The 15,230-nt window shown below is 40.0% G+C and carries 19 protein-coding genes; 9 read left to right on the plus strand and 10 right to left on the minus strand.

All coding sequences use genetic code 11. The features are described from left to right. Nucleotides 1–198: 198 nt before the first annotated feature. The gene (gene lipL, locus RYX56_RS09360) at nt 199–1,038 is read left to right on the plus strand and encodes an octanoyl-[GcvH]:protein N-octanoyltransferase (RefSeq protein WP_317121793.1); all 840 of its coding nucleotides are present in this window, start codon (nt 199–201) and stop codon (nt 1,036–1,038) included. Nucleotides 1,039–1,050: 12 nt separating this feature from the next. Here the strand turns inward: lipL and RYX56_RS09365 are convergent, their stop codons facing one another. Next, nucleotides 1,051–1,773 carry a hypothetical protein gene (locus RYX56_RS09365; protein WP_317121794.1) on the minus strand — a complete coding sequence of 241 codons (723 nt, stop codon included), beginning with the start codon at nt 1,771–1,773 and terminating at the stop codon, nt 1,051–1,053. Between the two features lie 144 nt (nt 1,774–1,917). On the opposite strand from RYX56_RS09365, the gene RYX56_RS09370 reads away from it, so the two are divergent. Beyond that, entirely contained in the window at nt 1,918–2,580 is a 663-nt protein-coding gene (locus tag RYX56_RS09370; protein ID WP_317121795.1) for a type 1 glutamine amidotransferase domain-containing protein, read from the plus strand. Nucleotides 2,581–2,678: 98 nt separating this feature from the next. Here RYX56_RS09370 and pta read toward each other — a convergent pair whose 3' ends face one another. Then, nucleotides 2,679–3,677 carry a phosphate acetyltransferase gene (gene pta / locus RYX56_RS09375; protein ID WP_317121796.1) on the minus strand — a complete coding sequence of 333 codons (999 nt, stop codon included), beginning with the start codon at nt 3,675–3,677 and terminating at the stop codon, nt 2,679–2,681. A gap of 271 nt (nt 3,678–3,948) precedes the next feature. Here pta and RYX56_RS09380 point away from each other — a divergent pair, with 271 nt between their 5' ends. Further along, nucleotides 3,949–4,692, plus strand: a complete 744-nt coding sequence (locus RYX56_RS09380; protein WP_317121797.1) for an enoyl-CoA hydratase/isomerase family protein — start codon at nt 3,949–3,951, stop codon at nt 4,690–4,692. Between the two features lie 130 nt (nt 4,693–4,822). Next, nucleotides 4,823–5,572, plus strand: coding sequence for a hydrogen peroxide-dependent heme synthase (gene hemQ / locus RYX56_RS09385; protein ID WP_317121798.1), 750 nt, complete (start codon nt 4,823–4,825; stop codon nt 5,570–5,572). 73 nt (nt 5,573–5,645) lie between these two features. On the opposite strand, the gene RYX56_RS09390 is transcribed toward hemQ, so the two are convergent. Continuing rightward, a complete protein-coding gene (locus RYX56_RS09390) occupies nt 5,646–6,092 on the minus strand; it encodes an Lrp/AsnC family transcriptional regulator (RefSeq protein ID WP_317121799.1) in 447 nt (148 codons plus the stop codon). 165 nt (nt 6,093–6,257) lie between these two features. Here RYX56_RS09390 and RYX56_RS09395 point away from each other — a divergent pair, with 165 nt between their 5' ends. The 3 genes from RYX56_RS09395 to gerQ all read left to right on the plus strand — a co-directional run bounded on the left by RYX56_RS09395 (nt 6,258) and on the right by gerQ (nt 8,345). Next, complete coding sequence (locus tag RYX56_RS09395) at nt 6,258–6,899, plus strand: YitT family protein (protein WP_317121800.1); 642 nt, start codon at nt 6,258–6,260, stop codon at nt 6,897–6,899. Between the two features lie 216 nt (nt 6,900–7,115). Continuing rightward, nucleotides 7,116–7,547, plus strand: a complete 432-nt coding sequence (locus tag RYX56_RS09400; RefSeq protein ID WP_317121942.1) for a cell wall hydrolase — start codon at nt 7,116–7,118, stop codon at nt 7,545–7,547. A 294-nt stretch (nt 7,548–7,841) separates the two neighbouring features. Further along, nucleotides 7,842–8,345, plus strand: a complete 504-nt coding sequence (gene gerQ / locus RYX56_RS09405; RefSeq protein ID WP_317121801.1) for a spore coat protein GerQ — start codon at nt 7,842–7,844, stop codon at nt 8,343–8,345. Nucleotides 8,346–8,649: 304 nt separating this feature from the next. Here the strand turns inward: gerQ and RYX56_RS09410 are convergent, their stop codons facing one another. After that, nucleotides 8,650–9,024: a DUF423 domain-containing protein gene (locus RYX56_RS09410; protein WP_317121802.1), complete on the minus strand. Its 375-nt coding sequence runs from the start codon at nt 9,022–9,024 to the stop codon at nt 8,650–8,652. A 281-nt stretch (nt 9,025–9,305) separates the two neighbouring features. Here RYX56_RS09410 and RYX56_RS09415 point away from each other — a divergent pair, with 281 nt between their 5' ends. After that, entirely contained in the window at nt 9,306–9,929 is a 624-nt protein-coding gene (locus RYX56_RS09415) for a GNAT family N-acetyltransferase (protein ID WP_317121803.1), read from the plus strand. Here RYX56_RS09415 and RYX56_RS09420 read toward each other — a convergent pair. The 6 genes from RYX56_RS09420 to RYX56_RS09445 all read right to left on the minus strand — a co-directional run bounded on the left by RYX56_RS09420 (nt 9,924) and on the right by RYX56_RS09445 (nt 14,240). After that, on the minus strand, nt 9,924–10,436 hold the full coding sequence (locus RYX56_RS09420) for a hypothetical protein (RefSeq protein WP_317121804.1): 513 nt from the start codon (nt 10,434–10,436) through the stop codon (nt 9,924–9,926). The two genes, RYX56_RS09415 and RYX56_RS09420, sit on opposite strands and share 6 nt — an antisense overlap. 142 nt (nt 10,437–10,578) lie before the next feature. Beyond that, a complete protein-coding gene (locus RYX56_RS09425; RefSeq protein WP_317121805.1) occupies nt 10,579–10,872 on the minus strand; it encodes a YwdI family protein in 294 nt (97 codons plus the stop codon). A gap of 71 nt (nt 10,873–10,943) precedes the next feature. Then, nucleotides 10,944–11,198, minus strand: a complete 255-nt coding sequence (locus RYX56_RS09430; protein WP_317121806.1) for a MerR family transcriptional regulator — start codon at nt 11,196–11,198, stop codon at nt 10,944–10,946. 51 nt (nt 11,199–11,249) lie between these two features. Continuing rightward, on the minus strand, nt 11,250–11,987 hold the full coding sequence (locus RYX56_RS09435) for a 3'-5' exonuclease (RefSeq protein ID WP_317121807.1): 738 nt from the start codon (nt 11,985–11,987) through the stop codon (nt 11,250–11,252). A gap of 5 nt (nt 11,988–11,992) precedes the next feature. After that, nucleotides 11,993–12,970, minus strand: coding sequence for a DUF294 nucleotidyltransferase-like domain-containing protein (locus RYX56_RS09440; protein ID WP_317121808.1), 978 nt, complete (start codon nt 12,968–12,970; stop codon nt 11,993–11,995). A 1-nt stretch (nt 12,971) separates the two neighbouring features. After that, nucleotides 12,972–14,240, minus strand: a complete 1,269-nt coding sequence (locus RYX56_RS09445) for an ammonium transporter (RefSeq protein WP_317121809.1) — start codon at nt 14,238–14,240, stop codon at nt 12,972–12,974. A 315-nt stretch (nt 14,241–14,555) separates the two neighbouring features. Between RYX56_RS09445 and RYX56_RS09450 the strand changes: the two genes are divergently transcribed. Beyond that, nucleotides 14,556–15,224, plus strand: a complete 669-nt coding sequence (locus RYX56_RS09450; protein ID WP_317121943.1) for a spore coat protein — start codon at nt 14,556–14,558, stop codon at nt 15,222–15,224. The last annotated feature ends 6 nt before the right edge of the window (nt 15,225–15,230 follow it).

Genomic DNA, 15,230 nt, shown 5'->3' on the forward strand with positions numbered 1-15,230 from the left:
TTCTTTTAAAAGTTATCTATTTACTAAGAAGTTAAGTTTATATGCAGAATGCCCGAATTTTACACGGACTAATCACTAGTATATCACACTCTTGTCATGGTGCAATTGAGAATTTTAATTCAATCTAGCTGACATACTCCACAGCCTTCTCCACATGCTATAATGACTATTAATTATCATTTTAAGGAGTCACTAATTATGACTAATATTACTTCTACTGCCTTTGAAAATAAATGGCGCTTTTTAGACCATTCTACATTAGGCCCTGCATTTAACGCTCTTCAATCATTTGCTTACGATGACACTTTATGTACGGCAGTTGGGCAAATGGAAACGGCTCCTACACTTAGAAGCTGGGTACACCATGATACGGTTGTTTTAGGTACTCAGGATAGTCGGCTACCCCATATTCAGAATGGCCTTCATTATTTAGAACAACAAGGCTATAAAGTAATTGTCCGGAATTCTGGTGGGTTAGCTGTTGTGCTTGATGAGGGGGTCTTAAACCTATCTCTCATTATGAAAGAAGATAAGAAAATATCGATTGATGCTGGTTATGATTTAATGTTCGAATTGATAAAAGATGTGTTTTCCCCATACCATAAACCGATTGAAGCCTATGAAATTGTCGGGTCTTATTGCCCGGGAAGTTATGACTTAAGTATAGATGGAAAAAAGTTTGCCGGGATCTCCCAACGTCGAATACGAGGGGGCGTTTCCGTTCAAATTTACTTATGCATCACTGGCAGTGGCTCAAAACGTGCCGAGATGATACGAGAATTTTATAGCCATGCTGTACAGGGGTCTAAGACAAAATTTGAATACCCTCGGATCCAACCAGAGACAATGGCATCTCTATCAGAACTGTTAGACACTCCTTTAACAATTTCAGAGGTGATGATGAAGACTTTACAGACGATGCAACATAATGGAGCCGAGCTGCTAATGACCAGCTTGACAGCAGAAGAAATCAGCTTATATGAACAAAATGTAATACGCGTAACCGAACGAAACAACCGATGCCTCCCTCAGGAGTAAGCATCGGTTGTTTTAGATTCTTCCTACAATCGAACTTCTTGCTAAGCGAAGTATCGTCTTATGGTAATCTTCATCTTCAGCCTTTACTGAATAACCAAAGTGATAAATGTATCCATCATAGTAGGTATAGAGTTCATGTGCTCTTGTCGCAACAGTTCTTACGTTCTCATCCTCTTCATCATATTGATAATAACGAAAAACCTGTGCACTTTCTTCCTGTTGAATGTGATGAATAATAGGATCGCCACTAAATAAATAATGCTTCCTTACCTTATTACCAAATAAATCAACACGAGCAATCTCACCAGCACCGTGATCAAATGGGTTTAACGTGCTCTCTGTTATTGTAACGGTGAAAAATTGATCATCCTCTAGATCCCAACAACTCAGTTGGAACTGATCAACATAATCGCCTTCATAATTTTTAATTCGGTTAAAGTAAAGGACTCTTTCACTAAAAGGGAGATCTTCATGTAACATAATATTGACAAGTGGTTCCGTTAAGCGTTGACTCAACTCCACTGGGACATCCCCTAATTGAATTGGCTCATAATGCTTCACTTCTTTATATTCATCTATACGGTCATAGCTTTTAAACATCTCACTATAAGTCACACCTGCTCCTTCTACTTCACTTAATTGAGAAACCTCATTGCTATGACAAGCCGTTAAGCCTAAGCCCAATGATAACAAAAACAAAAAAATGATTAAGATACTTTGTATGTAACCTCGCATGTCATCAACCTCTATCGATTTTGTTTTAAGCTAACTATATTCGACATTTCCCTAAATTTTCCTCTTTTTAACTTGAAGGTTTTATCTATTGTGATCAGGGAACAGTATCTATGTACTCGTACTTGAAATGAGGAGGAATTTTAAATGTCTAAACAAGTTTTAATGGTTGTTACCAATCACACAACAATTACCGATGGGCAAAAAACAGGCTTATGGCTTGAAGAATTTGCTGTACCTTATAACATTTTCAAAGAAAAAGGATATAACATTGAAGTCACGAGCATTAGAGGTGGAGACGTTCCCCTTGACCCAAATAGCTTAGAGGACGCTGATAAACCGGAGTGGAAGGAAGCGAAGGATTTACTAAGAGAAACAAAGAAGCTTTCAGTCAATCATGTAAATAATACAGACGCCATTTTCTTACCAGGTGGTCATGGAACGATGTTTGACTTCCCTGATAACGAAACCTTGCAAGCTGTTATTCAGGCTCTCGCTGAAGATCAGAAAGTAATTGGAGCTGTCTGCCACGGCCCAAGTGGGTTAGTTAATGTCACCTATAAAGATGGCACGCCACTTGTTAATGGAAAGAAAGTAAATGGATTTACTGATATCGAAGAAAAAGAAATGCAGCTTGAGAACCATATGCCATTCTTGCTTGAAGAAACGTTACGTGAACGTGGCGGTGAATTTATCGCAGGAGATAAATGGACTGACTTCTCTATAAGAGACGGCAACCTCATCACTGGTCAAAACCCAATGTCGAGTGAAAGTACTGCCAGAAAAGTTGTCGAGGCATTAGAAGAATAGAATAAAAGATAGATAAAGCCAAGCGGATACCGCTTGGCTTTTTTGCTGACCAAAAAAAGTGTTAGGAAGCACCCTAACACCTTTTAATATCTTTATCTCTATGCCTTTGCAGCTGCTTGTTGGTTAATAGCTTGCATCGCTGTAATAAGCGATAATTTGTAAACGTCTTGAGCGTTACATCCGCGTGAAAGATCATTTACTGGCTTGTTTAAACCTTGAAGAATTGGTCCGATGGCATCATATCCACCAAGACGCTGTGCAATTTTGTATCCTAGGTTACCTGACTCAAGGCTTGGGAAAATGAAGACATTTGCTTGGCCTTGAAGTGGTGAGTCTGGAGCTTTCTTTTGTGCAACAGCTGGTACGAATGCTGCATCAAATTGGAATTCCCCATCAATGACTAAGTCCGGACGTGATTCTTGTGCTAATTTTGTAGCTTCAGACACTTTCTTTGTTTCCATAGAAGAAGCTGAACCTTTTGTAGAGAAGCTTAGCATCGCTACTTTAGGATCTAGGCCGAACACTTTTGCTGTTTCAGCTGTAGCAATCGCAATTTCCGCTAGCTCTTCGCTATTTGGCGCGATATTGATCGCACAATCACCGAATACGAATTTCTGCTGTTCTTTTACCATTACGAATACACCAGACGTACGTTTAATACCTGGTTGCGTCTTAATAATTTGTAAGGCTGGACGTACTGTGTCTCCAGTTGAGTGAGCTGCCCCACTAACAAGTCCGTCTGCTTTGCCCATATACACAAGCATTGTACCGAAGTAGTTTACATCGACTAATTTCTCACGTGCACTCTCTTCTGTTTCTTTTCCTTTGCGACGCTCTACAAATGCAGCAACCATTTCATCTGTCTCTGCATAGTTTTTAGGATCTAGAATTTGGACATTCTCTCCTAATACGATGCCTTGTTCGCTTGCTTTAGCTGAAATTTCTTCTTTATTTCCAACTAAGATTGGCTTTACTACTTGATCTGCTCCAAGTTGTGCCGCCGCCTCTAAGATACGCTCGTCAGTTCCCTCTGGTAATACAATTGTCGGTTGATGCTTTTCAACCTTTTCTGTTATTTCTTTAAATAAATCACTCATGATTTATTCCTCCTTCTGTACTTCGACCACTTTCTTTATAAACCAAGGATACTCCTCTTATTCTCAAAAGGGAACCGGTCTGCACAAGATAATTAAAGTGGCAATTTTTTAAAAAATCTTACGTATTTAAAGGCTTAGAGCCTTATTCCCATCCCTGTTTGAAGTAAAACGCTTTCAATTCTCTTAGGATTCCCAAAGGAATTTTGAAGTATGTGTCGAAATCAGACATGAAACTATTTTTTTAAGACGAATCTTTTAGGAGCGTGACACAATGAATGAAGAAGTCGTTTTATATGAAGTTAGAGATCAAGTGGCGACTATCACCCTTAATCGCCCACAAGTTAAAAATGCGTTAAATGAGGAAATGCACACAGCATTATATCGTGCATTTGACGAAGCCAACCGAAATAAGGATGTCAGAGTCATCGTACTTGAAGGAAGTGATGGGGCATTTAGTGCCGGAGCTGACTTAAAAAGTATAGCAACGGAAGAGGTAGGTGAGCTTGATTACGGGAAATATTTACGTGAGACCTACAATAAGCTTGTTCTCCAGCTCATGAATATTGAAAAACCGATTATTGCTCATATTAATGGGATTGCAGTAGGAGCAGGTTTAAGCATTGCCCTTGCCTGTGACTTCCGCGTTGCTGCACGTGAAGCTAAGCTTGGACTCGGCTTTATGAAGATCGGCTTAGTACCGGATGCAGGTGCTTCATATTTCTTGCCAAGGCTTGTGGGCTTAGGCAAAGCAACTGAGCTTGCGCTAGGTGAAATCATTTCAGCAGAAGAAGCTGAGCGAATTAACCTCATTAATCAAGTTGGGACCCCGGAACCTTTAATCGCACATTTAAAAACGGTTTCCCCTTCAGCTTTTGGTTTAATGAAGAAAAACTTCCGTGCAGGGTTCGATAAAACGCTCGCAGAAGTGCTAGAATTAGAAGTTGAAACACAAAGAGTAGCTGGTGCTACAAAAGAACATAAGTATGCAGTCGCACAGTTTGTGAACAGAGCATGACATTTCACACCCCGGACGTATCGCCTGGGGTGTTTGTTATTTTTGGAACCGCTTCTTTTATGGTATAGTAACGAGTGATAAGGATTAATGAAGATTTTTCGTACATATATGATAAAGGAGTGTTTACACAATGAATGAAGCAGCTAAAACACTAGACGGCTGGTATTGTTTACACGATTTCCGCACAATTAACTGGCCAGCTTGGAAAACATTATCATCTGAGGAACGTCAACAAATCGTGAATGAATTTGTGACAATGCTTGAGAAGTGGGACGTTACTGAAAAAGCAGGCAACGGAAGTCATGCGGTCTATTCAGTTGTTGGCCAAAAAGCAGATATCATGTTCATGCTACTTCGTCCAACGATGGAAGAACTAAATGAAATTGAAAATGCATTCAATAAAACACGATTTGCTGAATTTACGATTCCAACGTATTCGTATGTATCGGTTGTGGAGTTAAGTAACTATATGGCTGGTGATAGTGATGAGGATCCGTACCAAAACCCTCATGTACGCTCTAGACTTTACCCAGAGCTACCTAAAGCAAACCATATCTGCTTCTACCCAATGGACAAGCGTCGCGATGGCGATGATAACTGGTACATGCTACCAATGGACTCTCGTCGTGAAATGATGCGCAGCCACGGTATGATCGGTCGTAGTTATGCAGGTAAAGTGAAGCAAGTGATCACTGGTTCTGTTGGTTTTGATGATTGGGAGTGGGGCGTCACATTATTTGCTGATGATATTCTTCAATTTAAGAAACTCGTTTATGAAATGCGTTTTGATGAAGTATCTGCTCGCTTCGGTGAGTTTGGATCATTCTATGTCGGCAACATCTTAACAGAAGAAAACCTACCAAGCTTCTTCCATATTTAATTGACTCAAGTACTAGGGTCCTAAGGGCTCTAGTACTTTTTTATTTACAAACTTCGATCTACATTTTTTTAATTCATCCCTCTTCCTTGATCGGAAGAATCGCTCGATAGGCCACTGGTGAACCAATAACGGTTGAGGTATTAATATTTCCATAGGGAATAAGGGTATCAATTAAAAGTCTCATACTGTTCATCGACGGTACAGCCGCTTTTAGAAAATAGCTAACCTCCCCTGTTACTCGGTGACATTCAATGATTTTCTCTTCTTTTTTCACCATCTCTTCAAACTCCTGCAACGGAACCTTTAATCCACTTACTAAAATGATTAATAAAATCTCTCTACCGACTGCAGCTAATGAAATACGCGCTGTATACTCTTCGATAATTCCTCTTTCATGAAGCCGTTGAAGACGTTCTGATACACTCGGCCGACTTAAAGCCAATTCCTTTGATAATTCACTTATTGTAATGCGCGCATTTTCTTGTACTAATTCTAACAACTTACTATCGATCTTATCCACGCCACCACATCCTTTCATCTTGACAATAAGACAACCTTATTCTATTCAAATTGAAGTTTAATCAGTTATTTTTCCTTCATTATACTATGCAAAAACATTCAATCAACTATTAAAATAAAGATAGGATAATTGTGCGGAATCTATTTACAAAGAGGTGGAATGAATATGAAAAAATGGCTAATGATTTTACTCGCTATTGTGATCACAAGCTTTGGAGTTATTCTTTTAAAACATGCCAATATTGTTACAGGAGGCACGGCAGGCCTTTCTCTAAGCATTGCTTATTTTTTTAGTCTTCCTTTTGGAGTTACGTTCTTTTTAATTAATATCCCATTCTATATCTTTTCGATGATGAGAATGGGTTGGAACTTTACGTTTACAACGATCATTTCTGTAAGTTTGTTATCTCTTGTAACAGGAATTGATTATTTCTTACCCGCTTTCTCCGTATCAGTTTGGGTGGGAGCAATCGTTGGTGGATTTATCATTGGGGTAGGACTATCCTTATTGTTCATGAATGGCTCTTCCCTTGGTGGAGCAAATATTCTTGCCCTATTTCTTCAAAAGCGTTGGAATATTGATCCGGGTAAAACGACATTTGCGTTTGACTTTATCGTTGTGATGACAGGATTTTATACGGTTGGACTCGTTCGTGGTCTTGCTTCGATTCTCTCAATCGCTGTTATTGCCAGGGTAATCAGTTATTTTAAAAATGAAATTGCTAAGCGCGGTACAGACGCAGCTGCTAAAGAAAAAGAAAAGAATTTAAAAGCACCCACTAAACAGCATATTCCCGTTGCTGAATAATAAAATACCGCTAAAACACATTGAGATTCAGCTCGATGTGTTTTTTATTTTCCGTGATTTACTGCATAAGCATTACTAGCCTCTCATATAGTCAAGTAACGGTAATGCTTTCGCCACTCGTCGTGTTCTCTACATACTTAGAGGCACAACTTAGGACTCCTCGAAGTGAGAACTCACAGCAAGGACATTACATCAACTTTGAATGGAGGTGGAGAAATGGCAGTAATTAAAACGTCTTCAAGTGATATCGACATGCTCGCTCGGCTGATGCGTGCAGAGGCCGAAGGTGAAGGCGAGACCGGTATGATGGCGGCAGGAAATGTCATGGTAAACAGGGTGCGTGTAGGGTGTCTTGATTTTCCAAACATCACATCTGTCCCCCAAATGGCTTTCCAATCACCTGGAGGATTTGAAGCGGTTCAAAAAAGCTATTTCTATCAACATGCGAGAGAACGGGATAAGCGACTAGCCAGACGTGCTGTAGCTGGAGAACGCACACACCCTGCTGAATTTGCATTGTGGTTCTTCAGACCAGACGCAGCATGTCCGGCCCAGTGGTGGGGGCAATGGAACTCGGGACGATACAAAGCACACTGCTTCTACACACCACTCGCCTCCGAATGCCCAGAAGTTTATAGTACTTATTAGAAAAGCAGAAGTGACTGGTCTAGCATTCGAAAACAATAAGAAGTCGCTTTTTGACTTCGTTTGATTCACAAAAGTTTCTCGAAGGACAACGAACCGCAGCTAGACAGGAAAAGCGGAGGGGTTCGGTTAGGTATGAGGGGGATGGAGGTTTGGCAATTAGAAGCGCTTTTTGCTTCGTTTGACAAAGTGAAGCCACCGATTACCTGAACACTGAAGCTAGATAGGAAAAGCGGAGGGGTTCGGTTCGGTATATTTTTAAACTGAATGATTTACTAGAAAAAGGGGCGATGAATAGTGTATCAACAATGGAATCAGCAATTCCCACAACAGCAATCAGAAAATCAAGGATACGGTAATCAGCAAGCCTTTAATCAAGCACAACAGACTCAAATGCAGCAACCGCAACAACAAATAATGCAGCAACCACAAGGGCAATTTTTCTCCGCACAGAGTTACCAAGTACCAGGTTTCGTACAGCAGCAATTCGGTGGTGAAGGAATGTTACCGCTTGAGCAGTCATTTATTGAAAACATCCTTCGTTTAAACCGTGGCAAGATCGGAACGTTTTATTTCACCTATGAAAACAATGCTGAATGGAACGCTAAAATCTTTATAGGACGGGTAGAGGAAGCAGGTCGAGATCATATAATCATCAGTGATCCCGAAACCGGGATGTACTATTTACTTCTAATGGTTAACCTTGACTATGTAACATTTGAAGAACCGATTGAATATGAATATCCGTTTAACACCGGGAGTGCTGCTCAACTTGCACAGTATTCTCCAAGGTCAGAATAGCTTATGTAAGCCTCCTACTGAAAAGGAGGCTTTTTTGTATATTATGCACTAAAAAGAGGCTGGGACAAAAGTATTTTAACTTATGGAAAATCGAACATTACTGATGCGGTCTATGTAGTCGCTCCTGAAATATACTTCGCTTTCCGCGGGAAGCTGGTGAGCCTCCTAGCGCTACGCACTGTGGGGTCTCACCTCTGCTTTTCATCCCGCAGGAGGTCTACGTATATTTCATCCGCTCATTTAGCGCTTCGTTCGTATCCTGAGTTAAACCTCTTAGATATGTCCCAGCCTCTTCTTTTCTTTATTATAGACCTCTAACCGCAGCTAACCCAAGCAATACCCAACCAACGATAAATGCCAGCCCGCCAATTGGAGTAATTGCTCCAAGCTTTGTTACACCGGTTAATGCCATCGCATATAAACTTCCAGAGAAAAGAATAATGCCAATCAAAAAGCTCCACCCTGCTCCATTTAACATGCTTGAAGATGTTAATTTTAAAGCTACTAACCCTACAATTAATAGGCCAATTCCGTGAATCATATGATATTGAACGCCAGTCTGGTAGTTTTTCATCATCCGTTCAGATAAACGAGGCTCTAACCCATGCGCACCAAAAGCACCAATTGCAACAGACAACGCCATGACAATACTTCCCATTAAAATAAATAATTTAGCCATATTTCCACTCCTAGACCAATATGTAATCGTAACCTAAGAATAGCACAGTGTCTCCATCTAGACAAAATTACTAAAACATTATAAAAGACCGACCTTGTTGCAGGATCAATACTTTGTACTAGTTACTTCCCACTGTATCGCCTTATGATAAGTCCCTTTATATTAAAGGATTTTTCAATTGTAATAGAATTTGAAAAAAAGTCATTTTAGGAGTTATTCTCCGTGAAATATTTTAAAAATTCAGATAAACTAACAGTAATAACAATTTGAGGAGGGGAATAATGAGCAACTTAATCATTCGTCCTTATACACTTGATGATTACGAAGGGTTACTTGGTGTACAAAAAGAAGCCTTTCCCCCACCATTTCCTGAAGAACTGTGGTGGAGCAGAGAACATATCCGATCTCACGTTGAGACGTTCCCCGAAGGGTGCTTGTTAGCTGAAATAGATGGAATCATTGTTGGCTCCGCAACATCCTTAATTATTCAATATACAGGTGAGGACCATACTTGGGAAGAAGTCAGTGATCATGGTTACATCAAAGGAAGTCACCAAGAAAACGGAGATAGCTTATATGGAATCGATGTGTGCGTCAGACCTAGTTACCGGGGGCAAGGAATTGCAGGCGCATTATATGAAGCTAGAAAAGAAACTGTCAGAGAGCTTGGGTTAGCACGCTTTTTAGCAGGATGCCGAATTCCAAATTACCATCAATACGCCAAAGAGCTTAACGTATCCACTTATATTGATAAGGTGAACAACGGGGAAATCCATGACTTAGTTTTATCTTTCATGATCAAGCAGGGGCTCTCTCCCTTACAAGCACTACCTAACTATTTAGAAGACGAGGAGTCCCTAGACTTTGCGGTTTTAGTAGAGTGGAAATCAAACGATCGATCATAAACTAGGAAAAACAAAGAAGGTGCCTATGAATACAAGTATCGTCCATATGAGCGACCAATGAACAGAGCTTTCCACATGTCGATGATGAAACCGTCTTTTATGTATAAGTGAGAACACAAATAAAAAGGTTATAAATAAAAAGAATACACCTACTATATAAAGTAAGAATCGAACGTGTAGAACCCAATTAAATAACGGCCCCATTGTCGCCAACCCAATAAAAGCACTAGCAGCAACAATCGCTATAAGTAAAGTGAGCTGAGGCATTTTCAACCAGGCGCTATGGGCAAACAACGCTCTATTCTTTTTAGCCTCAAACAAAAACAATAAATAAAGTCCAAGTAATATGATTGTATACACAAGTAAGGTAGAAAAACCTGTGTTCACAGCTCCCCCACCTGCTGTTGGCGGTTGAAATGTGTGTGAGCTCACCATTCTCTCTAGCATAAACATAAACAAGATCATATTTGCGACGATCAGAACTTGAAAGGTAGACCATTTAGCCATTTGCCATCTCGACCCCTTTCTATTTATAAGGCTTATACTACTTAGACGTATAAGCCTATCGTTTGGTTTCACAATCTTCCAATTTTATGTTTATTTTTTTACCATAAAAATAACCTGCCCCGTAGACTAGGAGCAGGTTCACTTAGAAATCAAGTAAATTGGGTTCTTTTACTGGAGCTGGTTCACTTTCTACAGGGGTAGAAGAAACGATATGCGTTTGCTTTGGGGCAGTTTGTGCCATCATCTGATTAGGATAAACCGGACGAGCAGGCTCACTCGCTCTAGATTTTGTTCCACTCTTTAATAATTGGCAATGAGATTCAATCACTGCTGTATATTCACGAATAGTAGCTTGATCACCTTGTTCAATCGCTTGTCTTAAGCGGCTAAGTTGCTGTTCCATTTGATCAATAATCATCGTTCCGGAAATATTCATATCTAACACCTCTCTTTTCTCACCCCCATATTATCATATTCATAGCATAAAAAGACAACCAACATGCCGGCTCATAAATCCCGCACATTGGTTGCCAATATTGTTTTAATCCCTGCGACATTTATCCCTCGCTCAATATAAGACTTTATTAAGCGGAATCGTTCAATATCTTCTAAAGAAAACATGCGTTGATTTCCATCATTCCGAGCTGGTTTAATCAACCCTTGTTCTTCGTAGTAACGAATTTGTCTTGCCGTTAAATTCGTCATCTCCATTACGACACGAATTGGAAAGCAGGCTTGTTTTTTAGAAACAGTCGGATCCACTCCCTCCCCTCCTTCTCTAATGTCATGTCTAGGATTCCCCTCTCCACTCCATTATTTTTTTAATGTAGCTAAATAAATATAAATATCTCTCAGTGTAGAAAATCCTTTTTCCTGCGCTCGCATCAAGCACTCCTGCCAAAGCTTTGCAGTCATTTCGGCATCGTGCAAGGCATGATGCCTAGTCGTAATCGGGATATTGTAATATTCACAGCATTCATCAAGGGTCACAAGTGGCTCATCACTAGCTACAACTCTCGTCAAAAAGGTTGTATCAATGATCCTGTGAGCAAATGGCATTCTCATCAATTGCCACGTCATGTGAGACATAAAGCGTTTTTCATGTGTGGCATGATGAGCAACAAGAGTGCCACCGCCAACAAAATCGTAAAAATCGTGTAATACTTCTGGTAAGGGGTTTGAGGAAGCTAATTCTTCGAGTGTAAGACCTGTTAATGACAAAACATCACCTGAAGGTTCCTTTTTACATTGTACGGTTGAATAAAACTTCTTTTCCTCAAAAATCTCTACCCCATTCATTTTTATTGCACCTATAGAAAGAATTTCATCTCCTTTATCAGGAAAAAAACCACTTGTTTCTAAGTCAAACACGATAAATGGTACGGAATGAAGGGGTTGATCAAGAGCATCATCATTTTTTAGTTCTCGCTGAATTTGCCTTAGCCTAGCAAGCCCCTCTGCCTCGGATTGCTGCATCGTCGATGAATACATACTTGGACTTAATTTCGTTGATAACTGTTTAACAAACTGCACCATATGGTTCATTACCATTAGGATCAACCCTTCATTAATGCATTTTCAATAAAATGATAAAGCTCATGACCTTCACGAACCCATTCTTTTAACCGATTCTTCTCTGCTGAAGATAGTCGGTCAATGTTTATAAAGTGAATACCTTCATACTCATTATGACCATATTGAAAGCGGAGGCGATGCGTGAGTAACTCTTGAAATGAAAGCTGATGGCCTTTTACATGCCAATAAGCAGCTGGTAATTTCTTCATGCGTTCCAGAGTGGAAGAAGCCATTATTCCCTCTTTTAAGGCGAGTAGTCGTAGCCCGTTTACATATGGAAAAAGAACCGTCTGTTTCAGATCAAATTTCCCTTGATGAATTCCCTTTGATTCTGTGAGTAGTTGCCCAAAAAAACCAATCCCTTTTTTAACTCTACCCGTATTTTCAGTAAGACGTTTTATGAGTTTAGCATTTATTTTCAAATGTTCATGAATCATTTGTTTGATTTCCTCTACATAAAACTCTTCCCCTATGAAAATTCTTGCATCAGCTACCGTTAAAACATAACGAAGTGACTCCCACGTATCTTCTTCGATCCATTGATCAATCTGAAGTCGCCAAGCTTTTCTTGACTTACACCAACGGTTAGAAGAAGCCATCACCCTCCCGTCACACTCTGCATACCCAGCGTCTTCAAGTGCACTTGATATTTCACTTCCTAATTTAAGGAAATACTCCTCATATTCAAGATGATCTTCCTCATATAGAATCGCGTGATCTTGGTCACTAAAGTAGGATTGTTCACATCGACCAGCACTACCCATTACAAAGAAAGCAAAGTGAGTAGGAGGACTCCCCCACTCACTTTCCATCTTTCTCAACGCTTTATTTACAGCATGTTCCATTCGCTTATCGTGAATTTCTTGCAGTTTACTTGGCCTTTGTTCCTTTAAACCCATCTCACGTAACTCTGCTTCACTTTCTTCAAATGGCACATCTTGTTCTTTTGGTGTCGACATCTTAAGCTCCTGGCTTTTCGTGTTTTTCTGGCATGCTTTCAGGATATCCGTAGCTACCATGCTCACTTAGATCTAGCCCAAGAATTTCTTCTTCTTCTGATACTCGTAGTCCACCTACAATTGCTTTTGTAACAAGAAGTAATACATAAGATGCGATGAATGCAAAAGCACCACATGCGACAACACTTAATGTTTGAACGCCTAGTTGTGCGAAGCCACCACCATAAAATAGACCAGCGCTTCCGCCATTTAATTCAGCAAGTTGAGGTGTTGCGAAAAAACCTGTAGAAATCGTACCCCATACACCAGCTACACCATGTACAGACAAGGCAAAGATCGGATCGTCAATTTTCGCTTTATCGAATAATTTCATACTGAAGAATACGATTAGTCCACCAATGATACCAATAATAACCGCGGCCCAAGGTGCTACAAACGCACATGAAGCAGTAATGGCAACTAGACCAGCTAGAGCACCATTTAACATTGTTGGAACATCAGATTTCCCAAGCATTGCCCAGGCAATAAATAGAGCTGCGACTGCACCAGCTGCTGCAGCAAGCTGTGTGTTCAATGCTACGTATCCAAAGAATACTCCCTCTACACCTAACGTACTCCCTGCGTTAAAGCCAAACCAACCTACCCATAAAATTAAAACCCCTAATGCTGTATACACTTGATTGTGACCAGCAAGATCATTTGCAGAACCGTCTTTATTGAATTTCCCAAGACGAGGTTTCAATAAAATCGTGGCTGCTAATGCTGCCATTGCACCCGTTAAATGAACTACTGTCGAACCAGCAAAGTCTTGCTTCCCTAGTTCAGCTAACCAACCGTCACCCCAAATCCAATGTGCAACGATCGGATAGACAAAGGCTGAGAATAAAACAGCAAAGACGATATAAGCTGATAATTTCGCACGTTCAGCAAAGCCACCAAACGCAATTGTTAAAGCAATGGCTGCAAATGCTAATTGGAAAAAGAAATCAACCGAACCCGCTAAGCCATCGAACATCGTTGTAAAATCACCGAAGAAGAAATCACTTAATCCAATAAATAAGTTCCCTTCACCGTAAATAAATCCGTAACCAACTGCCCAGAAGACAAGTGATGCAATCCCGATTGTAAAGACTGTCTTCCCTGCGATGTGACCTGCATTCTTCATTCTTGTTGAACCTGCTTCAAGTAAAATAAATCCACCTTGCATCAACAAAACTAATACTGCACAAACCATGACCCATAAGTTATTCATCAAAAATAGTTCATCCATCGTACTGACTCCCCCTTTTGGTATTGTTTCTTTACTAGTAATGATGTCTTGAGTGCTCTGCTGACGTTTTTCGTCATGTAAGCTAACATCTGTTGTTAAGTCCTATTATACGTTCGGAATTTTCAGAATCTACTGTCTTGTTAGATATCCTGACATGGTTTTTAAAAAGAGGTAAATCACTGAAAACGCTTACCATTATAGGGTTATAGGATCAACTAGCTAAAAGTGGCAGGATGAAAAAACCGAATGGGGAAAGAGTAACAAAAGGGGATTTTTCGTCCTCTAATGATTTGGGGAGGTCATAAGATGAATCAAATGAATCAACAACAACCAACAGGTACCATTCAATCCAACCAGTTACCACAAAATATGAGCCACGGTGGGCATGAGGTGTTTGATGCGCATGAAATTCTGGCTGAAATGATCAATGTAATGGATCAATATATGATGTTCCGTTCATTTATGAAAGATCAAGAATTAATTGATATTCTCGATCGTCAGTATCAATTTCTAGAGAGCCAATACAATTTAGCTGTAGACGCTTTTTCTACTGGTTCCAAGCCTGCAGCTGAATCAACCGATGTCTACAAGATGACACAAAGCAATGATGTCGTATTTGGTCTCACACCATCACAACCAAAAAAGCCCAATCGATCGATTTCTGAAATTAAAGAAGCCGGCTTATCCGCTCATATGTTAGGTCTGCTTAAAACAACTGCCTCTACAATGGCAATGACAGCCGTTGAGATGACAAATCCTGTATTGCGCCGAATTATGGCTGATACTGTTCCTAACATGATTGAGATGGCTTATGAAGTATTTTTATACCAAAACAAGCATGGTTACTATCAAGTACCTCAATTAAAACAACAGGATATGCAAATGATGACACAGGCTTTTGCACAAACGACTACACCACCGCAAATGCCAAATGCAACTATGCCTCCAAACCCAACTCAACCTAACCAACAAATCACTCAATAAACAAAG

Source organism: Alkalihalophilus lindianensis (assembly GCF_032843265.1).
Taxonomy (GTDB): domain Bacteria; phylum Bacillota; class Bacilli; order Bacillales; family Bacillaceae_D; genus Alkalihalophilus; species Alkalihalophilus lindianensis.

What these genes read in the sequence shown, in the direction of transcription:
- RYX56_RS09395 (WP_317121800.1), top strand. Translation starts at nt 6,258, where the DNA reads ATGAAAAAATGGCTAATGATTTTACTCGCTATTGTGATCACAAGCTTT.
- RYX56_RS09425 (WP_317121805.1), bottom strand. Translation starts at nt 10,872, where the DNA reads ATGAATATTTCCGGAACGATGATTATTGATCAAATGGAACAGCAACTT.
- RYX56_RS09450 (WP_317121943.1), top strand. Translation starts at nt 14,556, where the DNA reads ATGAATCAACAACAACCAACAGGTACCATTCAATCCAACCAGTTACCA.
- RYX56_RS09420 (WP_317121804.1), bottom strand. Translation starts at nt 10,436, where the DNA reads ATGGCTAAATGGTCTACCTTTCAAGTTCTGATCGTCGCAAATATGATC.
- RYX56_RS09415 (WP_317121803.1), top strand. Translation starts at nt 9,306, where the DNA reads ATGAGCAACTTAATCATTCGTCCTTATACACTTGATGATTACGAAGGG.
- lipL (WP_317121793.1), top strand. Translation starts at nt 199, where the DNA reads ATGACTAATATTACTTCTACTGCCTTTGAAAATAAATGGCGCTTTTTA.
- RYX56_RS09445 (WP_317121809.1), bottom strand. Translation starts at nt 14,240, where the DNA reads ATGGATGAACTATTTTTGATGAATAACTTATGGGTCATGGTTTGTGCA.
- RYX56_RS09365 (WP_317121794.1), bottom strand. Translation starts at nt 1,773, where the DNA reads ATGCGAGGTTACATACAAAGTATCTTAATCATTTTTTTGTTTTTGTTA.
- RYX56_RS09435 (WP_317121807.1), bottom strand. Translation starts at nt 11,987, where the DNA reads ATGGTAATGAACCATATGGTGCAGTTTGTTAAACAGTTATCAACGAAA.
- pta (WP_317121796.1), bottom strand. Translation starts at nt 3,677, where the DNA reads ATGAGTGATTTATTTAAAGAAATAACAGAAAAGGTTGAAAAGCATCAA.
- RYX56_RS09440 (WP_317121808.1), bottom strand. Translation starts at nt 12,970, where the DNA reads ATGTCGACACCAAAAGAACAAGATGTGCCATTTGAAGAAAGTGAAGCA.
- RYX56_RS09370 (WP_317121795.1), top strand. Translation starts at nt 1,918, where the DNA reads ATGTCTAAACAAGTTTTAATGGTTGTTACCAATCACACAACAATTACC.
- hemQ (WP_317121798.1), top strand. Translation starts at nt 4,823, where the DNA reads ATGAATGAAGCAGCTAAAACACTAGACGGCTGGTATTGTTTACACGAT.
- RYX56_RS09410 (WP_317121802.1), bottom strand. Translation starts at nt 9,024, where the DNA reads ATGGCTAAATTATTTATTTTAATGGGAAGTATTGTCATGGCGTTGTCT.
- RYX56_RS09380 (WP_317121797.1), top strand. Translation starts at nt 3,949, where the DNA reads ATGAATGAAGAAGTCGTTTTATATGAAGTTAGAGATCAAGTGGCGACT.
- RYX56_RS09400 (WP_317121942.1), top strand. Translation starts at nt 7,116, where the DNA reads ATGGCAGTAATTAAAACGTCTTCAAGTGATATCGACATGCTCGCTCGG.